We start from the raw sequence: 15,496 nt of genomic DNA, 5'->3' as shown, positions 1-15,496 counted from the left end.
TACCCAGAGCGTCGTCGGTGAAAGTTTTTTTTACACCGGCGGATCTCCAGATAACAAGCATAAGTAAGGGTGTGAGGAGTCTATGCTGAAAGCACTAATGTGGCCGGCAATCAAATTTATGGGGCAGCTGAGTTATGCTGCCAAATTCGGCCTGATCAGTTTTTTGTTTATGGTGCCTCTGGTGGTTCTGAGCGGGCAGGTTTTTCTTGCTGCATTTGAATCGATGAAGAAAACGGAGCTGGAATTAAGCGGGCTGCAGAGCACTCAGCAATTATTTAATTTTGCCCATGAGCTTGAAGCATTCCGTGATCTGGCTGCGGTGGTTCCGCATCAGAATAATGCTGAACTCCGAGCCCGTGCAGAACAGCGCATGAACGATATTCCCCAGCAGATTCAGAAGTTACTGCAAAGTACTGACGATGAAGAGCTGCTCTCGCTGTTAAAAGGCTGGGAGAAAAAGTATGCCCATCGCCTGAAAATGACCGGTGAGCATCGTCAGCCGACCTTCCGTGATCAGTATAAGTATTATCAGATTGTAATTGACGAGCTGTATCTGGTTATTCGCCAGTACACCCAGTCGTCCGGTATTTCACTGGATTCTGATGGTGATATTCAGCGCCTTGTCGGCATTGTTATGACATTACCGGAAGCTCACCTTGTCGGCGGTATGGGGCATGCTGCAGGGGTGTATGCCTTTGTAGAACAGTATCTGCAATCAGCTACCTATGACCTGATGAACGTTGTCTACGACCAGCTGCTGGCCGCGCACCCCAATATGCAGCTGATGGTCAGCAGTGCGGAAGCGGTTGGTGATGCTGACTTGCTGACTGCAGCTCAGGCTGCTGTTAAGGCAGTTGACAGTATCCGTATGAAAATAGATGAAGAAATTATTGCGGCAGCAACTATCGAATCCAGCTGGCAGGATTATGATAAGTTCTATCAGAGTCAGCTACAGGTATTAAAAGACATAGAAAATAAAGCCTTCCCGCTGATCAGCCGTAAATTACAGTCGCGTCTGGACGGGCAGCAAAAACGCATCGGAATACTGGCTCTGGTTCTGCTGTCAGCGTTGACCATTATTGTTTACCTGTATCTCGCATTTTTTATGTCTATCCGTTACACCATTAAGCGTTTTTCCGGTACTGCCCGTGATATTGCCAATGGCGACCTTACCCATGAAATCAGCTTCAATGGTCGTGATGAAATGGGGCAGCTACGTGACGCTTTTAATGAAATGATCAGCAATATCCGCAATACCCTGACCGCAGTAAAAGACAGTGCCGGCTCGGTCAGCGCGAATGTTAATGAGGTAGAAAGCATTGCCAACCGCAGCCGTCAGGCCGTACAGATTCAGCTTGAACAAACCAATCAGGTTTCACAGATTATCAGTGATATGGCAGACCGTGCTGTTACGGTAACCCACCTGGCCGAAGAGGCAGAAGAAGCGGCGCACAGTGGCCATAAAAAATCGGATGAAGCCGGACAGGTTGTTACCCGGGTGATGGATCAGGTACGCAGTCTGGCCGATGAAATGGCTAACTCAATGGAGGCGGTGAACCGTCTGGCAGAGAATTCTTCTAGCATCAGCAGTATTCTGGCGACCATTAAAGGTATTGCGGAGCAGACCAACTTATTGGCATTGAATGCGGCCATTGAAGCAGCCCGGGCCGGTGAACAGGGCCGTGGTTTTGCTGTGGTTGCTGATGAGGTACGCACACTGGCCAGCCGCACTCAGGGATCAGCACAGGAAATTGAAGGTCTGATCAGTGAAGTGCAGAAAAATATTGTCAGTGCAGTGGATACCATGGAAGTGAACCGCAAAATGGTCGAAAGCACCGTCTCTCACTCTGAACAGGTCAGCACCACGCTGAATGAAATTCAGATCAGTATGGGTGATATTCAGAAGAAGACGACGGATATTGTCGTGACGGCCAATGAGCAAAAACGCAGCGCAGCTGATCTCGAACATAACCTGGAAGCAATCCGTAACAGTGGCCAGCAGACGTCCAGCAACGCCGAAGGAACCGTGCAGGCCGTACGTCAGACTCAGGCCATTACCGATTCACTTGCGCAGCGGGTTGAGCAATTTAAGGTCCGATAAATACCAGCGATATGTCAATAAAAAACGCCCACGATACAGTGGGCGTTTTTTCTTGTGCAGCAGCCTGGCGGAGTCAGGCATTATCGTTATCGTCACTACGTTTATGCCGGCTTTGCCAGATAACCTCCTGACCATTATCACGCCGCGCAAGAACCCGGGCGAGAATAAACAGCAGATCTGATAAACGGTTGAGATAACGCAGCGCCAGCGAGCTGACAGTTTCAGTGCGGGCCATTTCTACCAGAGAACGCTCAGCACGGCGACAAACGGTACGTGCCATATGGGCACAGGCGGCGCAACGGTTGCCTCCGGGAAGAATAAAATCTTTCAGCGCTGGCAGAGTATCGTTAAGAGCTTCCAGATTATCTTCAATATCCTGCAGTAACTCTTCACTGAGGGCATAAAATCCCGGTACTGAAAGTTCACCGCCAAGGTCGAACAGATCATGCTGAATCTGATGCAGCAATGGCTGCAGGTCGTCATCAGCACTCAGTTCGGCGCGCAGTAATCCCATCCAGGAATTCAGCTCGTCCACATCGCCGATGGCATGGATACGTTCGCTGCTTTTACTGACACGGGAACCGTCGCCCAGACCGGTTTCACCACCGTCGCCGGTTTTGGTTACGATTTTGGATAAACGGTTGCCCATATGATCTCCGTTCAGTCGATACTCAGGAAACTAATAGATTTAGGTGGCATTTGCAGCTCAATACGATTACCGCTTTGAGTGTTGGTGTCGGTGTCTATCACGACGATACCAGGGTTTGTTTCATTGGAAACTCCTACCCAAAGGCGTTGGTTAGTATCGATCGCAATATCTGAAATAATGACTTCATTCAATGAAGTTATATTGAGCGGCTGACCTATTGTCTTACTAGTTGGATTAAATTCATACACTTTTGACGATAGTGTATCGTAGTTTTTTTCAATATTTACCGTGACATAACCGTGTTGATCGCTGGCCAGTGCAACATCAGTGATATGGAAGTAAGTGTTAGTTTCAGTATTATTCAGAGATGTAAACGTAGTGTTGTTAATAATATTACTGGAAACAAATGTTGTCATATCAATTTTTTCCAGACCACCAGTGTCAGAACCGTAGTTGCCGCGACCTGCGATGTAGAGATAGCCATTGTCAGCTTCTGCTGAAATCGGGTTGGTGACAGATAGTGGAATACCTTTTAATCCGCTCGTGCTTGGATCGGTATCAATTTCTGTGTTATCAGCAGTATCTATCACGGCAACATAAGCTGTTTGTGGATTATAGGCAGCATCAAGACGTTGCATAACTACAAACAGTTTGTCGTTATAGAGTGCGGCTTCACTCATACGGGGAAAGTCTGAATCAGGATAGTTGTAGGCTGAAAGATCAATGGTGTCGACAACCAATTGGTCGGCATTTTCTGCTTGAGGATTAATTTGCCATACCGTCTTGGCGCCGTAACGGATTACGTAAGCCTTATCATCGGAGACATGAACGATTTTATATGGGTTAGATTTCTCCGCACCATTATCATTAGTACTGTACTCCCATTGGGCTACGTTCAGGCTATTGGTAGAATCATAGCGAGCGATACTGTCTGTGTTGTACCGACCGATATGGTAGAGGTATTTTCCGTATGTATTAACGGTGAAATCCGACTTGTCTTTTACCAGAATGGTTTGTGAAACAGATCGATCACCCAGAATATTTCCGGTAACGACGGAGCTACTTGTGTAATCAGCTGCTACGGTTTGTACGGCATAGGAGCCTTCAGTCAGTGGAGTTGATTTTTTATCATCGTCACCAAAGCATCCTGCTAATAATGCGCTGGCCAGAAGCATGAATGAGTACTTTTTCATCTCTTTTCCTTTTTAAAAACGGGTGTTAAGAAAGATCAACCATTCCCTACCAGTCGTCGGGCGATTGGTAAAATCAAGAAAACGGTTATTGCTGATATTGATTATACGAAGACCTGCTTCGTGATCTGTTGCCTGGTAGCGGTATGATAGATTGATCAGTGCGCGCGCTTCGCCCTCGATCAGATTGCTCCTGTCTATGTATAAATCGTCACTGTATTCAACGCTGGATTCGATGTGATGTTTTGAAATGTTGAATCCAGTACTGGCTTTCAGGCTGGTGTGGTAAGTGCCAGGCAATTTCTTCTCATCAAACGATCTTATCTCACTGGTTGTCAGGCTGTCATAATGACTTCCTGATAATGTGCCGAACCAATAATCGGCACAATAGGCTGCATTCCATTCAATTCCGGTCAGGATTGCCTGACTGGTGTTTTCGTAGCGGCCAATACCGCGTGCGTCATAGACAGGTACAATGGCATTATCAAGGTCGCGATAAAAGGTAGAACCGGATATCTGCATTTTTTCAGTAATGTGCCATAAACTATTCAGCGTGAGCGTATTGCTTATTTCCTGTTGCAGGTCAGGGTTGCTTAAAAAAAGTCCATGATTGCCATAGCGTTCATACAAGGTTGGAGTTCGTGCAGCACGCTTCCAGGTTAAACTCCAGTCGCTGCGATCTGAATACCAGAGATAGCCGATAGAAGCACCGATAAACGCATTACTCTGAGTGCGTTCGTCTGCGATAGCATAACGCTGACGACTGATATCGCTGGTATTCTGTCTGTATATATCGATATATGCCTGTTGTTGCTGGCTCTTGCTGTTCCAGTTAAATTGCGATCCGATACTTGTACTTCGCTGAAATGAAAAAGCATCACAATTGCCTTGAGGCGTTAGACAGCGCTTACTGTCGTTATCCAAACGGTAGTCACTGCGATAGGTTTCTTCGCTGAATTTCAGGTCAATGCGGTGTTGCCATTGTGTCCAGGTCTTTTTATTGGAGACGGACAGATAATTTTTTTCATATCGATAGCGGTTATCATTTTGGCTCAGTCCTATCAGACCCAGTGTATTTCGAAAATTTTCAAAACGTTGAGAGTGTCCTATCCGCCATTGTTGTTGCATGCTGGAAAGGCTCTGTTCACCATTTAATTCCAGAACAGCATTACGTTCACTCAAATATGCACTATTGTCAGGATGATTACGGTAATAATCAGGGATGTTCTTTTTTTGTTGAGATAAACGCAGACGTGCCGTTAACTCCTCAGATCCACTATTAACCTGTACTGATTGACGCGAAAAACCGGCATTATTCAGTGCTTCTTTATTATTGCGGTTTTGACTATCGAAGGCTGGGCTTGCGACCGGATACAGATAGTTGTTGTCACTCTGTTCGTGTTCCAGTTGAATATTGATATTTCTGGCCGTTTGTTGGCTTAACGATGCCCGGTAGGTTCCATAAGAACCTGCCTGAATGCCGAACTGAGAATTACTTTTTGTCTTACGGGTAATAATATTGATAGTGCCGCCGATAGCACGATCAGCGTAGCCATTACTGCTACCATCCTGAGAAATTTCAATGCTATCAATCTGGCTGATTGGTAACTGGTTTAGATCATAGCCACCATTTTGTGCATCAGCATTCTCGATGCCATTAATTAACACTTTTGTTTGCTGTGCTGTTGCACCACGGATTGAGATAAGTGCCGGATTACCCAGTCCACTTAACTGCTGTACCTGTATCCCATTTATTTGACTGAGGAATTCACTTAGATTGGCAAAGCGACGCTCAAGATCTGTCCGCGAAAAAAACTGATATCCGGGTCGATTTAACGTCTGCAGCGAAGACGCACGTGTCTCTACTGTGCTCAGCTGAGCTTCTTCAGCATGTAATGGTGCTCCACTGGCTAAACAAGCCAGTGTGACGAGAGAATAAAAACCACAGCGTCGTAATAAAGCAGTATTCAGAGTGCTCACCCGCAAACCCAAAACAGGGTTGCAGTGGCGGAGGTGCAAAAAGCAAAGTGCGCTGCAGTAAGGCAACGGTTTGCGATCACCCTCCGTCGCCCACCGCAACGTCAGTATCGTTATTCAGGCCGGTATCCGGGCTTACGACCTGAGCATTAGCTCGCTGACAACACCTTCCCATGCAGAGCACAGTGGCATTTGTTATCAGTATGGTCGATCACCGTTGCGGGGGCAGCGCTGGATTGGCGGTAAGAACACACGACACCAGACTTCCCGTTTAACCCTCGTCAGTAAAAAGGCTGAGGGCACCTGAAAGCGCGAAGGGTATAGAGCCCTGTGCGATGGGTCAATAGCGCTGGCATAAAAGGCAGTGAATTATCCACATGGTTGGTTTGAAAATAATTCACTTAGGTTTTGGGGTAAGGCGGTTGCATAGCGGATTCAATCGCCGGCAGGCAGGGCAATCTCAAAGCAGGCGCCACCATGTTGTCTGCCAGGCCGGTAACGCAGCTGACCATGGTGATGACTGGTGATAATAAAATAGGAAACAAATAAGCCCAGGCCGGTGCCTTCACCGACGTCTTTGGTGGTGTAAAAAGGCTCGAAAATATGCGCAGCAATGGTTGAGGGTATGCCCGGTCCATTGTCTTCCAGCACAATTACCTGCTGCTGGTCGCGCTGTTCGATGCTGAGGTGAATATTGGGCTGCCACTGAGAATCGTCAGGCTGGTACTCGCTCAGCGCCTGGACCGAGTTTTTCAGTAAATTCAGCAGAACCTGTTCTATTTCACCGGGCAGACATTCGACCCAGGCCGGTGTTTCTGTTGGGGAGAACTGCAGCTGAATATGACGCAAACCAAAATCACCCCGGGCAATACTCAGGGTGTTGTTGATCAGTGCATTAAGGTCGGTACGCTGTTTCTGCTGCTTATCACTGCGCGAGAACTGCAGCATATTGGCAATAATATTGGCGGCACGTTCGCCGGCCTGCTGGATATTATCCATAAATTGCAGGATATCGCGTTGCTGCAGATAGAGCTCAAGATTGTCCAGTGGCAGGCCGGTTTCTGCTGCTACACGTTCATTGGCCGTCAGGCCGGGTTGCAGGCGCCGGCGGATATTCTGCAGGTTCTGCAGAATGGCTCCCAGAGGATTATTAATTTCATGGGCGATGCCGGTTGCCAGTCCGGCAACTGTCATCATCTTTTCGCTGTGTACCATGATTTCTTCCAGCTGCAGACGCTGTGATACGTCATCAATACGCAGCACCAGTTTGGCCTGCTGTTGTTCCGGCAGAGGATAGATCATGGTGTCGGTCATCAGTGGCTGCATAAAGCTGTTGATCGCCAGTCTTTCCAGTTTATGGACAGCACTGTTCTGTTCGGCGGCGTTCAGCAGATCGGCATGGGGAGCAAGCTCCGGAATCAGTTGCAACAGATGGCGGCCGGTTAATTGCTGGCGTTGCTTACCCAGCCAGTCTCCGGCTTGCTGGTTGCACTGCACGATGCGCAGCTGGGCATCCAGAGTGAACAGGGCTGACGGCATGGCATTAATAATACCGTCGAGCAGGGTCTGGGTATTTTTAAGCTGGGTTTCGATACCGCGGCGGACCGAAATCTCCTGCGCCAGGTTTTCGTTAATCTGACGGGTTTCAGTCGACAGACGTGTCGCACGCAGACGGGCACTTTCGGCCTGCTGATGAGCATTGCGTAAATTCAGGGTGCGCTGATCGTACTGCCAGAGCAGATCATTCAGGGCATTGGTCAGCGGCTGTACATCGGGGTCATCGCTGCGGATGGTAATGGCTTCTTCTTTTTCGCCATCGCGGGTGGCACGGCGCACGCTGCTTAACAGTTGCAGGTAAGGGCGTTTCTGCCAGCGCCGGGTCAGGGCATAGAGTGCAAAAATCAGCAGGGCAGAAATACTGACCACAAACAGCGTGGTGGTTAATGTATCGAGGATAAAAAAGCCTGGCAGGGAACGGTCGCTGATCACCAGTAATTGCAGTTCCCCGCGCGGACTGCTGAGCCGGTACTGGTGCAGTTTGTCGATCAGCAGGCTGTCTTCGAGACGTGCCGACAAGAGTGGTGAATTGCGATAACTGTGGCTCAGGCGTTCTCCGTGGTTGTTGTATAACGCGGCTTCACGGATCTGAAAGTGGCGGGTAAAACGCTCCAGCATCGACTGCAAGGTCGGCAGGTCAGTGATGTTATGGGTCAGCTGAATCTGCAGGATATCGGCAAAGGCATCGCTGATTTCGGGGGCCAGTTGTTCACGTCCTACACGGTCAGCGGCGGCAATGTAGGCCAGTGTGGTGAGGATAATAATCAGCGCACAGACTGTCACAGTGGCGAGCATGGTTTTTTGCCGTGCTAATAACATGGTGACTGCAACCTCCTGTGCGGATACATCCTATTACTCCTGTTTCAGACCTGCAGCTGTTGCATCAGCCGGTCGGTCAGCGGTAAAGACAGGCCGAGATTGTGCGCCTGTTGCTGCAGGTAGCCACAAATATAGGGCAGCTCGGTTGTTCTGCCGGCCAGAATATCCTGCAGGGTCGAGGAGCGGTTAGCAGCGGTCGCCAGGGCGACCTGTTCTACCCGGCCGGTCAGATCCTGTGACAACGGCCAGTGCAGCTGCTGATACAGGTTATCCACTTCTGCTGCCAGTGCCTGTAACTGTGGCAGATAAAGCGGGTTGCTGACCAGCTCGCCGTTATGGCAACGCAGGATGGCCGTCAGCGGATTGATCACGGCGTTTACGGCAAGCTTTTCGCGCATTCTGTTGTGGATATCGCTGACGGCTTCGATGTCCGGCGGCAGTTGTGTGTCTTCGCTATCATTTCCGCACCAGCGTCCGGCAATGGTTTGTCCAGCTCCGGCATAGACCACTTCGCTGCCCTGAGCATTATTGGCTGTGCGCCGGTAGCCTCCGGCGGTGGAGATGCCGGCCCAGAGCCTGACCGGCAGCTGCTGCCGTGCCAGCCAGTCGGCGCATTGTTGCTGCTGTCCCATACCATTCTGCAGTAACAGCAGGTTTTTCACCTGCGGCAAATAACTCAGCCAGGGTTGCAGGGCGCTCAGGGTATCGGCGGCTTTGGTGGTGACTACCAGCCAGTCGAGGGCCTCTCCCTGCCAGCACGGCAGCGCCCATTGCAGCTGTTGTTCTCCCGCTTCGTTGTTGGGGAGATAAAGGTTGAGGGTTACTGCAGACGCCTTATCGCGCGGCAGGGCAAATACCCTGTGCTGGCGCCAGTGGCTGGCCATCAGTGTGCCAACCGCCCCTGTACCCAGCAGACCAATGCTGAGCGGGGATTGCCGGGATATGTTCTGAGCAGAAGGGGATGAAATCGTCATCGCGCGATTATAGGCAGGCCGGGCGCGGAAAGCAGCCTCAGCCTGCAGGGTTGGAGATTACTGCGGCGTGACGCTGGCGGCTTCGGTTTCGACGGCGTTCAGATTATCAGGCCCGGCGCTGTTGTTCGCTGCCGCAGGATCAGCAGCTGAGTTATCGGCGCTTTCGAATTCTGATCCTGATTCTGGCTCAGCTTCAGGTTCTTCAACCACCGTGCCGGCTGCCGCTATGGCCGTCAGTCCCGGCGCCGATGGTGACCACTGGCGGGCCAGTTTGTCACGGATATTGCGGGTATGGTCGGCGGGCAGGTTGCGTAACCAAAGCTGCAGCCGCACTTCGTCTTCGTCGACCAGTTTGGTCATGGCATCCAGATGCACACCGCGTTCACGGAGCAGCCAGATCACCAAAGGCATCAGGTGATGAAAACGGCGACGGTTATGTTTGTCACAAAGCTCGGCGGTGGTCAGATTAAATTGCCGGGCAACCAGCTGGCAGGCATCGTCGAACAGGCGCTGCACATCACTGCGTGAGTAGGCAGATTGAGTTAAAGCTTCTCTTTTCAGGTGCTGATCCACCCACTGATCGCGGGCCAGCGCCTGATACAGCGGATGGCTGCCGTGGCTCAGATCGAGCTTAGGGCTGAACGGTGCCTTCATTACGTCAATATAATGCTGGGCGCGGTTACGGCGGCCATTTACCAGCAGATTGAGCATGGATTCGGTATCCAGCCAGGCCGGCGGAGTCGGTTCGCGATAGTAGCGGTCACTGCTCCAGGGCCAGAGGCTGGCATCGGCCACTTTACCCTTGTGCACCGGAGAGTGATGCAACTGCAGTATCAGTTCGGTCAGTGCGACACGTTCATCGACCAGCAATACTACGCCCTGATCGGATAACACCTGACGGCGCTTGTGCCAGCAGCGTTCGTGCATGCTGTCGAAGGCGGCCTGAATATCGTCCATCACCTCGGTCCAGTCGCGCTGGCAGCGCAGCACAAACTGCATCTGACGCTCGTCCAGCACGTAGGCAAGCAGACGGGTTCCGGTCACTCTGGACAGAATTCTGAGGCCATATTCGTACTCGAATACCGAGTTGAAGATGGGCTGGTCTTTCGCTCCGGTCACTGCGAAGTAATACACTCCGGCGCCGTGCAGGGTCATTTTGGTTTGCATAGCAAAAATTTTAGCTGACTTTTGTATAGTCGCCAGTGAGGACATACCGCCAGCACTGCTCTCCGAGACTTTGGCTTTATCGGCGGCGGACGGTATACAATGCGGCACTTTCATTATTTCGGCAGTGCTGTTCCGGTTGTGTTGTTGCGCCGGCAGGCATACCGGACACAGATTTATTAGCGGCCGCTGTCGGGCCATAAGCAGGAGAATTTTTTATGCCTTCATTTGACGTCGTATCTGAAGTCGATAAACACGAAGCCCAGAACGCGGTCGATCAGGCCAACCGTGAGCTGAGCACCCGTTTCGATTTCCGTGGCGTAAGCGCCAGTTTCGAGCTGAAAGAACTGGTGGTCACCATGACCGCTGACCATGAGTTTCAGATTGATCAGATGAAATCCATGCTGACCGGCGCCATGACCAAGCGCGGCATTAAAGTCACCTGTCTGGAGTTCGGTAAGCTCGAAGGTGCAGGCAAGCAGGTTAAAGTAAAAGCCACCATGCGTCAGGGCATCGACAGCGATCTGGCGCGTAAAATGGTGAAGATGGTTAAAGACAGCAAAATCAAAGTGCAGGCCTCTGTGCAGGGTGAAACCGTGCGCGTACAGGGCAAAGCCCGCGACGATCTGCAGGCCGTGATGGCCATGTTCCGCAGCGACGAAAGCATTGATATGCCACTGGCGTTCAAGAACTTTAAAGACTGATGATCATCCCTTATTTCCGCATCCCGCCGGAGGTAAAGCGCTGGCTGAAAGAGGCCTGGGACATTTACCGGCAAAAGCCGGTTCTGGTCATCGCCTTGCTGGGGTTCAGCGCCGGGATGCCCTATCTGCTGGTGTTTACCACGCTGACGGCCTGGCTGCGGGATGAAGGAATAGAACGTACGACTATTGGTTTTTTTGCCTGGGTCGGTATTACCTACTCGGTCAAAGTGTTCTGGGCGCCGGTGGTCGACCGCCTGCGTCTGCCGTTGTTGCAGCGGCTGGGGCAGCGTCGCAGCTGGATTCTGCTCGGCCAGTGCGGCATCGCCGCCGGTCTGATGCTGATGAGCATCGCCCATCCGCAGAATTCCTTATTACTGATCGCCCTGGCCGCCTTGCTGGTGGCGTTTTCGGCAGCCACGCAAGACGTGGCACTGGATGCGCTGCGCATCGAATCCGCCGCCGATGAACAACAGGGTGCGATGTCGGCTGCCTATGTCTTTGGCTATCGTCTGGCCTTACTGGTTACCGGCGCCGGAGCTTTGTATATCGCCGAATTTACCAACTGGCATATCACCTATCTGGTGATGGCGTTGCTGATGGTGGTTGGCATGCTGGCCATTCTCTGGGCCGATGAACCGCCGCATCAGAGTGATGCTGAGCGGATGCGTAATGAACTTCTGCTGGTCGATGACATCATGGGCCGGCCGATGCATCTGCAGCAGCGGCCGCGCTGGCAGCGCTGGTTGCTGAGTGCGGTGATCTGTCCGGTGCTGGAGTTCTTCCAGCGTAACGGACGTTTTGCGCTGCTGATTCTGGGCTTTATTGCGCTGTACCGTCTCAGTGATATCACCATGGGCATTATGGCCAACCCCTTTTATCTGGATCTGGGTTACAGCAAGCCCGAGATCGCCAGTGTGGCCAAGGTGTTCGGCTTCTTTCTGACGATTTTCGGTTCGGTGTTGTGCGGTGTGCTGGTGGTGAAGTACGGTATTTTCCGGCCTTTGCTGCTGGGCGCGGTGATGGTGGCGGTTACCAATCTGCTGTTTGCCACACTGGCCATGCTCGGTGATCTGGGTACGCCGCCACTGCCGGCGCTGGCGCTGGTGATCAGTGCCGATAATCTCAGCGGCGGTATTGCCAGTACGGCGTTTATTGCGTATCTGTCGAGCCTGGCCAATAAAAACTACACCGCCACACAATATGCGTTATTCAGCTCGCTGATGACCCTGCCGGGTAAATTTATCTCCGGCTTTTCCGGCTGGGTGGTGGATGTGGCGGGCTACGCCGAGTTCTTCGTGCTGGCGGCGGCGCTGGGCCTGCCGGCGATTGTGCTGGTGCTGGTGCTGATGCGCCATCATAAGCGCGAGCAGCAGAATCCTGAATCAATACCGGAAGCGCCCTGACGCTTCCGGCTCTCTTCATATCAGCTCTCTGAGCTGCTGTTAAACAGCGCGTACATCTCCGCTGCGGTCATGTTTTTGGTGTCGTTGGCGAAGGAGTAATAATGCGGTTTTTCGTCAATAAACACCTGATGATCGAAGGTCGCTTCCGGGCCGCTGTCGAATAAACCCGCCGGCACAATATATTGCTGATTGTGCTTCAGTCGGTAAAACAGATGGCTGCCGCATTCTTTGCAGAAACCGCGCTCAGCCCAGTCGGATGACTGGTACACGCCAATATGTTCCTGCCCCTGAAATTCAATATCCTGACCGCAGTCGACCGACATAAACGGGCCGCCGCCCCAGCGCCGGCAGGTGGCGCAATGGCAGGCGCCGATATGTTCACTGGGATTTCTGGCGCTGAAGGTCACGGCCTTGCACAGGCAATGGCCGTGGTGGGTATTGCTTTGAATGGTATCCGGGCTGGTCATGATGGCTTCCTCCTGAAACGGGTGTATGCCTCAGTTCTATCAGCCCGGCGCTGCCGCGACAAGGTCTACATAGAGTGAGCTGCTGTCCGCTTGCTTTCAGATGCGATTTTCCGGCCTTTGCTGGCAGCCTGTTGCAGCCACTGTTCGCGTTGTTTCGCGCTGGATTTGATCACCGGCCCGAACAGCGTGGTGGTGACCGGTTTGAAACCACAGAATCCCAGGGTGGCATGGTTCAGCTGATACACCGCCGGAGCTTTCTGAAACCAGCGGAAATACCAGGGCGGGGTATCCAGCGTCAGAAACACTTCGGCATTTTTGCCGCGCAGCAGCTTTTCCTGCAGCGTTTGTCCTGCTTCATAGCGGAAGGCAAAACCGGGCAGTAAGGTGCGGTCAAACAGGCCTTTCAGGCGGGCCGGAACACTGCCCCACCAGACGGGGGCGACCAGCAGCAGATGATCGCAATCACGCAATGCCTGCTGAAAGCTGAGCAGATCGGGCTCCAGCGGAGCTTCTTCAGCATAACCCTGGCTGAGGTTGGCATTAAACTGCATGTCGGCCAGATCAAAGCGCTGAATCTCAGCCCTCTCAGCCGCCGCGTTCTGGTAAGCGTCAGCCAGCGCCCCGCACAGGCGGTTACGATCCGGGTGGCCGTTCAGGATCAGAATGTGTTTGGGCATAAACAGAAAACTCCGGTAGGTATGGTTGGGTTTTCAAGTATCGGGTCTGCCCCTAAGGGCAGAGTCAAGAGTGGGCCGGATTAAGCGGCAGAGTCATATTTTTTCTGCTGGTACCAGCGGACAATCGCTGATGCTGTGCAAACAATGGTCGAGCTGCTGCAGGCGTTGTTGCTGCCGTACCACTTCGGCTTCGACTTCGCCACGGAACTGCAGCAAAAACGTGCGCAGTGTGGTCCAGTCAGGCTGCTGATTCTGATAACGGATGGCGGCTTTCAGCCGTTGCAGCGGAATACCCAGAGCGCGGGCTTCGCGGATCAGCAGCAACAGATCGATATCGGCAGCCGAAAAGTGACGGTAACTGCCGATCCGTTGCGGCCGGATCAGTCCCTGCTGTTCGTACAGGCGGATGGCTTTCTGGCTCAGCCCGGTCTGTTTTGATGCCGCTCCGATCAGCATGCCGCCGCTCCCAGCCAGGCGGCACCGCGTACACCGCTGGAATCACCGTGCAGTGCCTGTTTCAGCGGTGTGCTGACGGTATCGGAGAATACATAGTCCGCCCAGAGCGCAGGCACTTCCTGATAAATGCCGGGCAGGTTGGAGACACCACCGCCCAGTACAATCACGTGCGGGTCGATCAGGTTGATGACACCGGCAAGGGCTTTGGCCAGACGGCGGTAGTAGCGTGCAAGCACCGCCTGCGCCTGTGGGTCCTGTTGTTCAGCCAGCGTGTTCCACTCCTGCGCGCTGAGGCTGAGGCCGGTTTCCTGTGCGGCCTGCTGGCGCAGTCCGGGGCCGGATAGCAGGGTTTCGAGGCAACCTTTCTGGCCGCAGTAACAGTCAATTTCACTGTCAGAGGCTTCACGCCACAGCAGCGGGTTGTGCCCCCATTCGCCAGCGATAGCATTGGGGCCGCTGAGCAGGCGGCCGTTGATTACCCAGCCACCGCCGCAACCGGTGCCGATAATCACCGCAAACACCGAGGCAAAACCCGCACCGTTGCCATCGCTGGCTTCGGACAGGGCAAAACAGTCGGCGTCGTTGGCCAGTACCAGTGGGCGTTGCAGCAGAGGGTGCAGTCGCTTTTGCAGATCGCCCTGTAAATCGCGGCCGATCAGGCAGGTGGTGTTGGCGTTCTTGATCAGTCCGCTGGTGGGGCTGACCGCTCCGGGAATACCGATACCCAGGGAAAAGTCATTGCAGCCGAGACGACCGGCCGCACTTTCCACCATGGCCGCGATATTGGCAACTATGGCGTCATAACTTTGTGCCGGAGTAGCACTGCGCTCACGCAGCAGGCTGTTACCCTGCGGATCGAGAACAATGATTTCGGTTTTGGTGCCACCCAGGTCGATGCCGAATTGCAGCATGGTGAAGGCTCATCAGAAAGAAACTGGCGGCAGTGTAACAGTCTGCAGGCGCAGGCCAACAGACTGTCAGGAGGAAGAATTAAGAGAAGAATTAATCGTGTGCGTGACTGTAGCTTTTCAGCATCACACCGAGAATGTCGTCCTGCTGGCTGATGCGGCAACCGCTGCCATACAGGCTGGGGGTTATTTTATCGCACCAGACAACCTCAGCACTGCACTGTCCGGTACGGCGGGCATTCACATTAGGGGCGATATCCACCAGATCGAGCTGCAGCTGCGTGCCGGGCTGCAGTTGTTCATAAGTTGAAATCATCACCCCCTGTTCTGAGCAATCGACCAGCAGGCCGAGGTATTCCTTACTTTGCCGTTCGAATACACTGACGTTGCTTTTCAGAATCCAGCGTGGATGCATACGTTGTTCGTGGTCAGAGTTCGTACTCATTGATC

General features: G+C 52.6%; 14 protein-coding genes and 1 riboswitch. Of the genes, 3 read left to right on the top strand and 11 right to left on the bottom strand.

Annotation, left to right across the window (positions count from 1 at the left end; translation table 11 throughout):
* The first annotated feature begins 82 nt into the window (after positions 1-82).
* Positions 83-2,101 (top strand): methyl-accepting chemotaxis protein, encoded by a 2,019-nt coding sequence (locus tag LGT44_RS03695; protein ID WP_145466224.1) that lies wholly within the window; start codon positions 83-85, stop codon positions 2,099-2,101.
* A gap of 73 nt (positions 2,102-2,174) precedes the next feature.
* On the opposite strand, the gene LGT44_RS03690 is transcribed toward LGT44_RS03695, so the two are convergent.
* The 6 genes from LGT44_RS03690 to LGT44_RS03665 form a co-directional block, all read right to left on the bottom strand.
* Entirely contained in the window at positions 2,175-2,750 is a 576-nt protein-coding gene (locus LGT44_RS03690) for a cob(I)yrinic acid a,c-diamide adenosyltransferase (protein ID WP_230331273.1), read from the bottom strand.
* An 11-nt stretch (positions 2,751-2,761) separates the two neighbouring features.
* Complete coding sequence (locus tag LGT44_RS03685) at positions 2,762-3,943, bottom strand: NHL repeat-containing protein (RefSeq protein ID WP_230331272.1); 1,182 nt, start codon at positions 3,941-3,943, stop codon at positions 2,762-2,764.
* Positions 3,944-3,955: 12 nt separating this feature from the next.
* Positions 3,956-5,920 carry a TonB-dependent receptor plug domain-containing protein gene (locus tag LGT44_RS03680; protein ID WP_230331271.1) on the bottom strand — a complete coding sequence of 655 codons (1,965 nt, stop codon included), beginning with the start codon at positions 5,918-5,920 and terminating at the stop codon, positions 3,956-3,958.
* Between the two features lie 100 nt (positions 5,921-6,020).
* Positions 6,021-6,240: riboswitch (cobalamin riboswitch) on the bottom strand.
* 112 nt (positions 6,241-6,352) lie between these two features.
* Entirely contained in the window at positions 6,353-8,293 is a 1,941-nt protein-coding gene (locus LGT44_RS03675; RefSeq protein WP_230331270.1) for a two-component system sensor histidine kinase NtrB, read from the bottom strand.
* Positions 8,294-8,337: 44 nt separating this feature from the next.
* The gene (locus tag LGT44_RS03670; protein ID WP_230331269.1) at positions 8,338-9,267 is read right to left on the bottom strand and encodes a ketopantoate reductase family protein; all 930 of its coding nucleotides are present in this window, start codon (positions 9,265-9,267) and stop codon (positions 8,338-8,340) included.
* Between the two features lie 57 nt (positions 9,268-9,324).
* Positions 9,325-10,434, bottom strand: coding sequence for a hypothetical protein (locus LGT44_RS03665; RefSeq protein WP_230331268.1), 1,110 nt, complete (start codon positions 10,432-10,434; stop codon positions 9,325-9,327).
* Between the two features lie 215 nt (positions 10,435-10,649).
* On the opposite strand from LGT44_RS03665, the gene LGT44_RS03660 reads away from it, so the two are divergent.
* Complete coding sequence (locus LGT44_RS03660) at positions 10,650-11,135, top strand: YajQ family cyclic di-GMP-binding protein (protein ID WP_225693200.1); 486 nt, start codon at positions 10,650-10,652, stop codon at positions 11,133-11,135.
* Positions 11,135-12,538 carry an AmpG family muropeptide MFS transporter gene (locus LGT44_RS03655; protein WP_230331267.1) on the top strand — a complete coding sequence of 468 codons (1,404 nt, stop codon included), beginning with the start codon at positions 11,135-11,137 and terminating at the stop codon, positions 12,536-12,538. The genes LGT44_RS03660 and LGT44_RS03655 overlap by 1 nt, the downstream gene beginning before the upstream one ends.
* Positions 12,539-12,558: 20 nt before the next feature.
* On the opposite strand, the gene LGT44_RS03650 is transcribed toward LGT44_RS03655, so the two are convergent.
* The 5 genes from LGT44_RS03650 to LGT44_RS03630 all read right to left on the bottom strand — a co-directional run bounded on the left by LGT44_RS03650 (position 12,559) and on the right by LGT44_RS03630 (position 15,491).
* Complete coding sequence (locus tag LGT44_RS03650) at positions 12,559-13,005, bottom strand: GFA family protein (RefSeq protein ID WP_230331266.1); 447 nt, start codon at positions 13,003-13,005, stop codon at positions 12,559-12,561.
* A 65-nt stretch (positions 13,006-13,070) separates the two neighbouring features.
* Positions 13,071-13,682: an NAD(P)H-dependent oxidoreductase gene (locus LGT44_RS03645; protein ID WP_230331265.1), complete on the bottom strand. Its 612-nt coding sequence runs from the start codon at positions 13,680-13,682 to the stop codon at positions 13,071-13,073.
* A 93-nt stretch (positions 13,683-13,775) separates the two neighbouring features.
* The gene (locus LGT44_RS03640; RefSeq protein ID WP_230331264.1) at positions 13,776-14,138 is read right to left on the bottom strand and encodes a MerR family transcriptional regulator; all 363 of its coding nucleotides are present in this window, start codon (positions 14,136-14,138) and stop codon (positions 13,776-13,778) included.
* On the bottom strand, positions 14,132-15,049 hold the full coding sequence (locus LGT44_RS03635) for an ROK family protein (protein WP_230331263.1): 918 nt from the start codon (positions 15,047-15,049) through the stop codon (positions 14,132-14,134). Before LGT44_RS03635 ends, LGT44_RS03640 begins: the two co-directional genes overlap by 7 nt.
* Before the next feature lie 91 nt (positions 15,050-15,140).
* Entirely contained in the window at positions 15,141-15,491 is a 351-nt protein-coding gene (locus tag LGT44_RS03630) for a PilZ domain-containing protein (RefSeq protein WP_186435744.1), read from the bottom strand.
* Positions 15,492-15,496 lie beyond the last annotated feature (5 nt).

It is taken from the genome of Thalassolituus alkanivorans (assembly GCF_020447205.1).
GTDB lineage: Bacteria > Pseudomonadota > Gammaproteobacteria > Pseudomonadales > Oceanobacteraceae > Venatoribacter > Venatoribacter alkanivorans.
This window is presented reverse-complemented; position numbering and strand designations above follow the sequence as displayed.

Bases quoted from the DNA above. Each gene is read 5' to 3' on its own strand.
- LGT44_RS03695 (WP_145466224.1), top strand. From the start codon at position 83: ATGCTGAAAGCACTAATGTGGCCGGCAATCAAATTTATGGGGCAGCTG.
- LGT44_RS03690 (WP_230331273.1), bottom strand. From the start codon at position 2,750: ATGGGCAACCGTTTATCCAAAATCGTAACCAAAACCGGCGACGGTGGT.
- LGT44_RS03685 (WP_230331272.1), bottom strand. From the start codon at position 3,943: ATGAAAAAGTACTCATTCATGCTTCTGGCCAGCGCATTATTAGCAGGA.
- LGT44_RS03675 (WP_230331270.1), bottom strand. From the start codon at position 8,293: ATGTTATTAGCACGGCAAAAAACCATGCTCGCCACTGTGACAGTCTGT.
- LGT44_RS03670 (WP_230331269.1), bottom strand. From the start codon at position 9,267: ATGACGATTTCATCCCCTTCTGCTCAGAACATATCCCGGCAATCCCCG.
- LGT44_RS03665 (WP_230331268.1), bottom strand. From the start codon at position 10,434: ATGCAAACCAAAATGACCCTGCACGGCGCCGGAGTGTATTACTTCGCA.
- LGT44_RS03660 (WP_225693200.1), top strand. From the start codon at position 10,650: ATGCCTTCATTTGACGTCGTATCTGAAGTCGATAAACACGAAGCCCAG.
- LGT44_RS03655 (WP_230331267.1), top strand. From the start codon at position 11,135: ATGATCATCCCTTATTTCCGCATCCCGCCGGAGGTAAAGCGCTGGCTG.
- LGT44_RS03650 (WP_230331266.1), bottom strand. From the start codon at position 13,005: ATGACCAGCCCGGATACCATTCAAAGCAATACCCACCACGGCCATTGC.
- LGT44_RS03645 (WP_230331265.1), bottom strand. From the start codon at position 13,682: ATGCCCAAACACATTCTGATCCTGAACGGCCACCCGGATCGTAACCGC.
- LGT44_RS03640 (WP_230331264.1), bottom strand. From the start codon at position 14,138: ATGCTGATCGGAGCGGCATCAAAACAGACCGGGCTGAGCCAGAAAGCC.
- LGT44_RS03635 (WP_230331263.1), bottom strand. From the start codon at position 15,049: ATGCTGCAATTCGGCATCGACCTGGGTGGCACCAAAACCGAAATCATT.
- LGT44_RS03630 (WP_186435744.1), bottom strand. From the start codon at position 15,491: ATGAGTACGAACTCTGACCACGAACAACGTATGCATCCACGCTGGATT.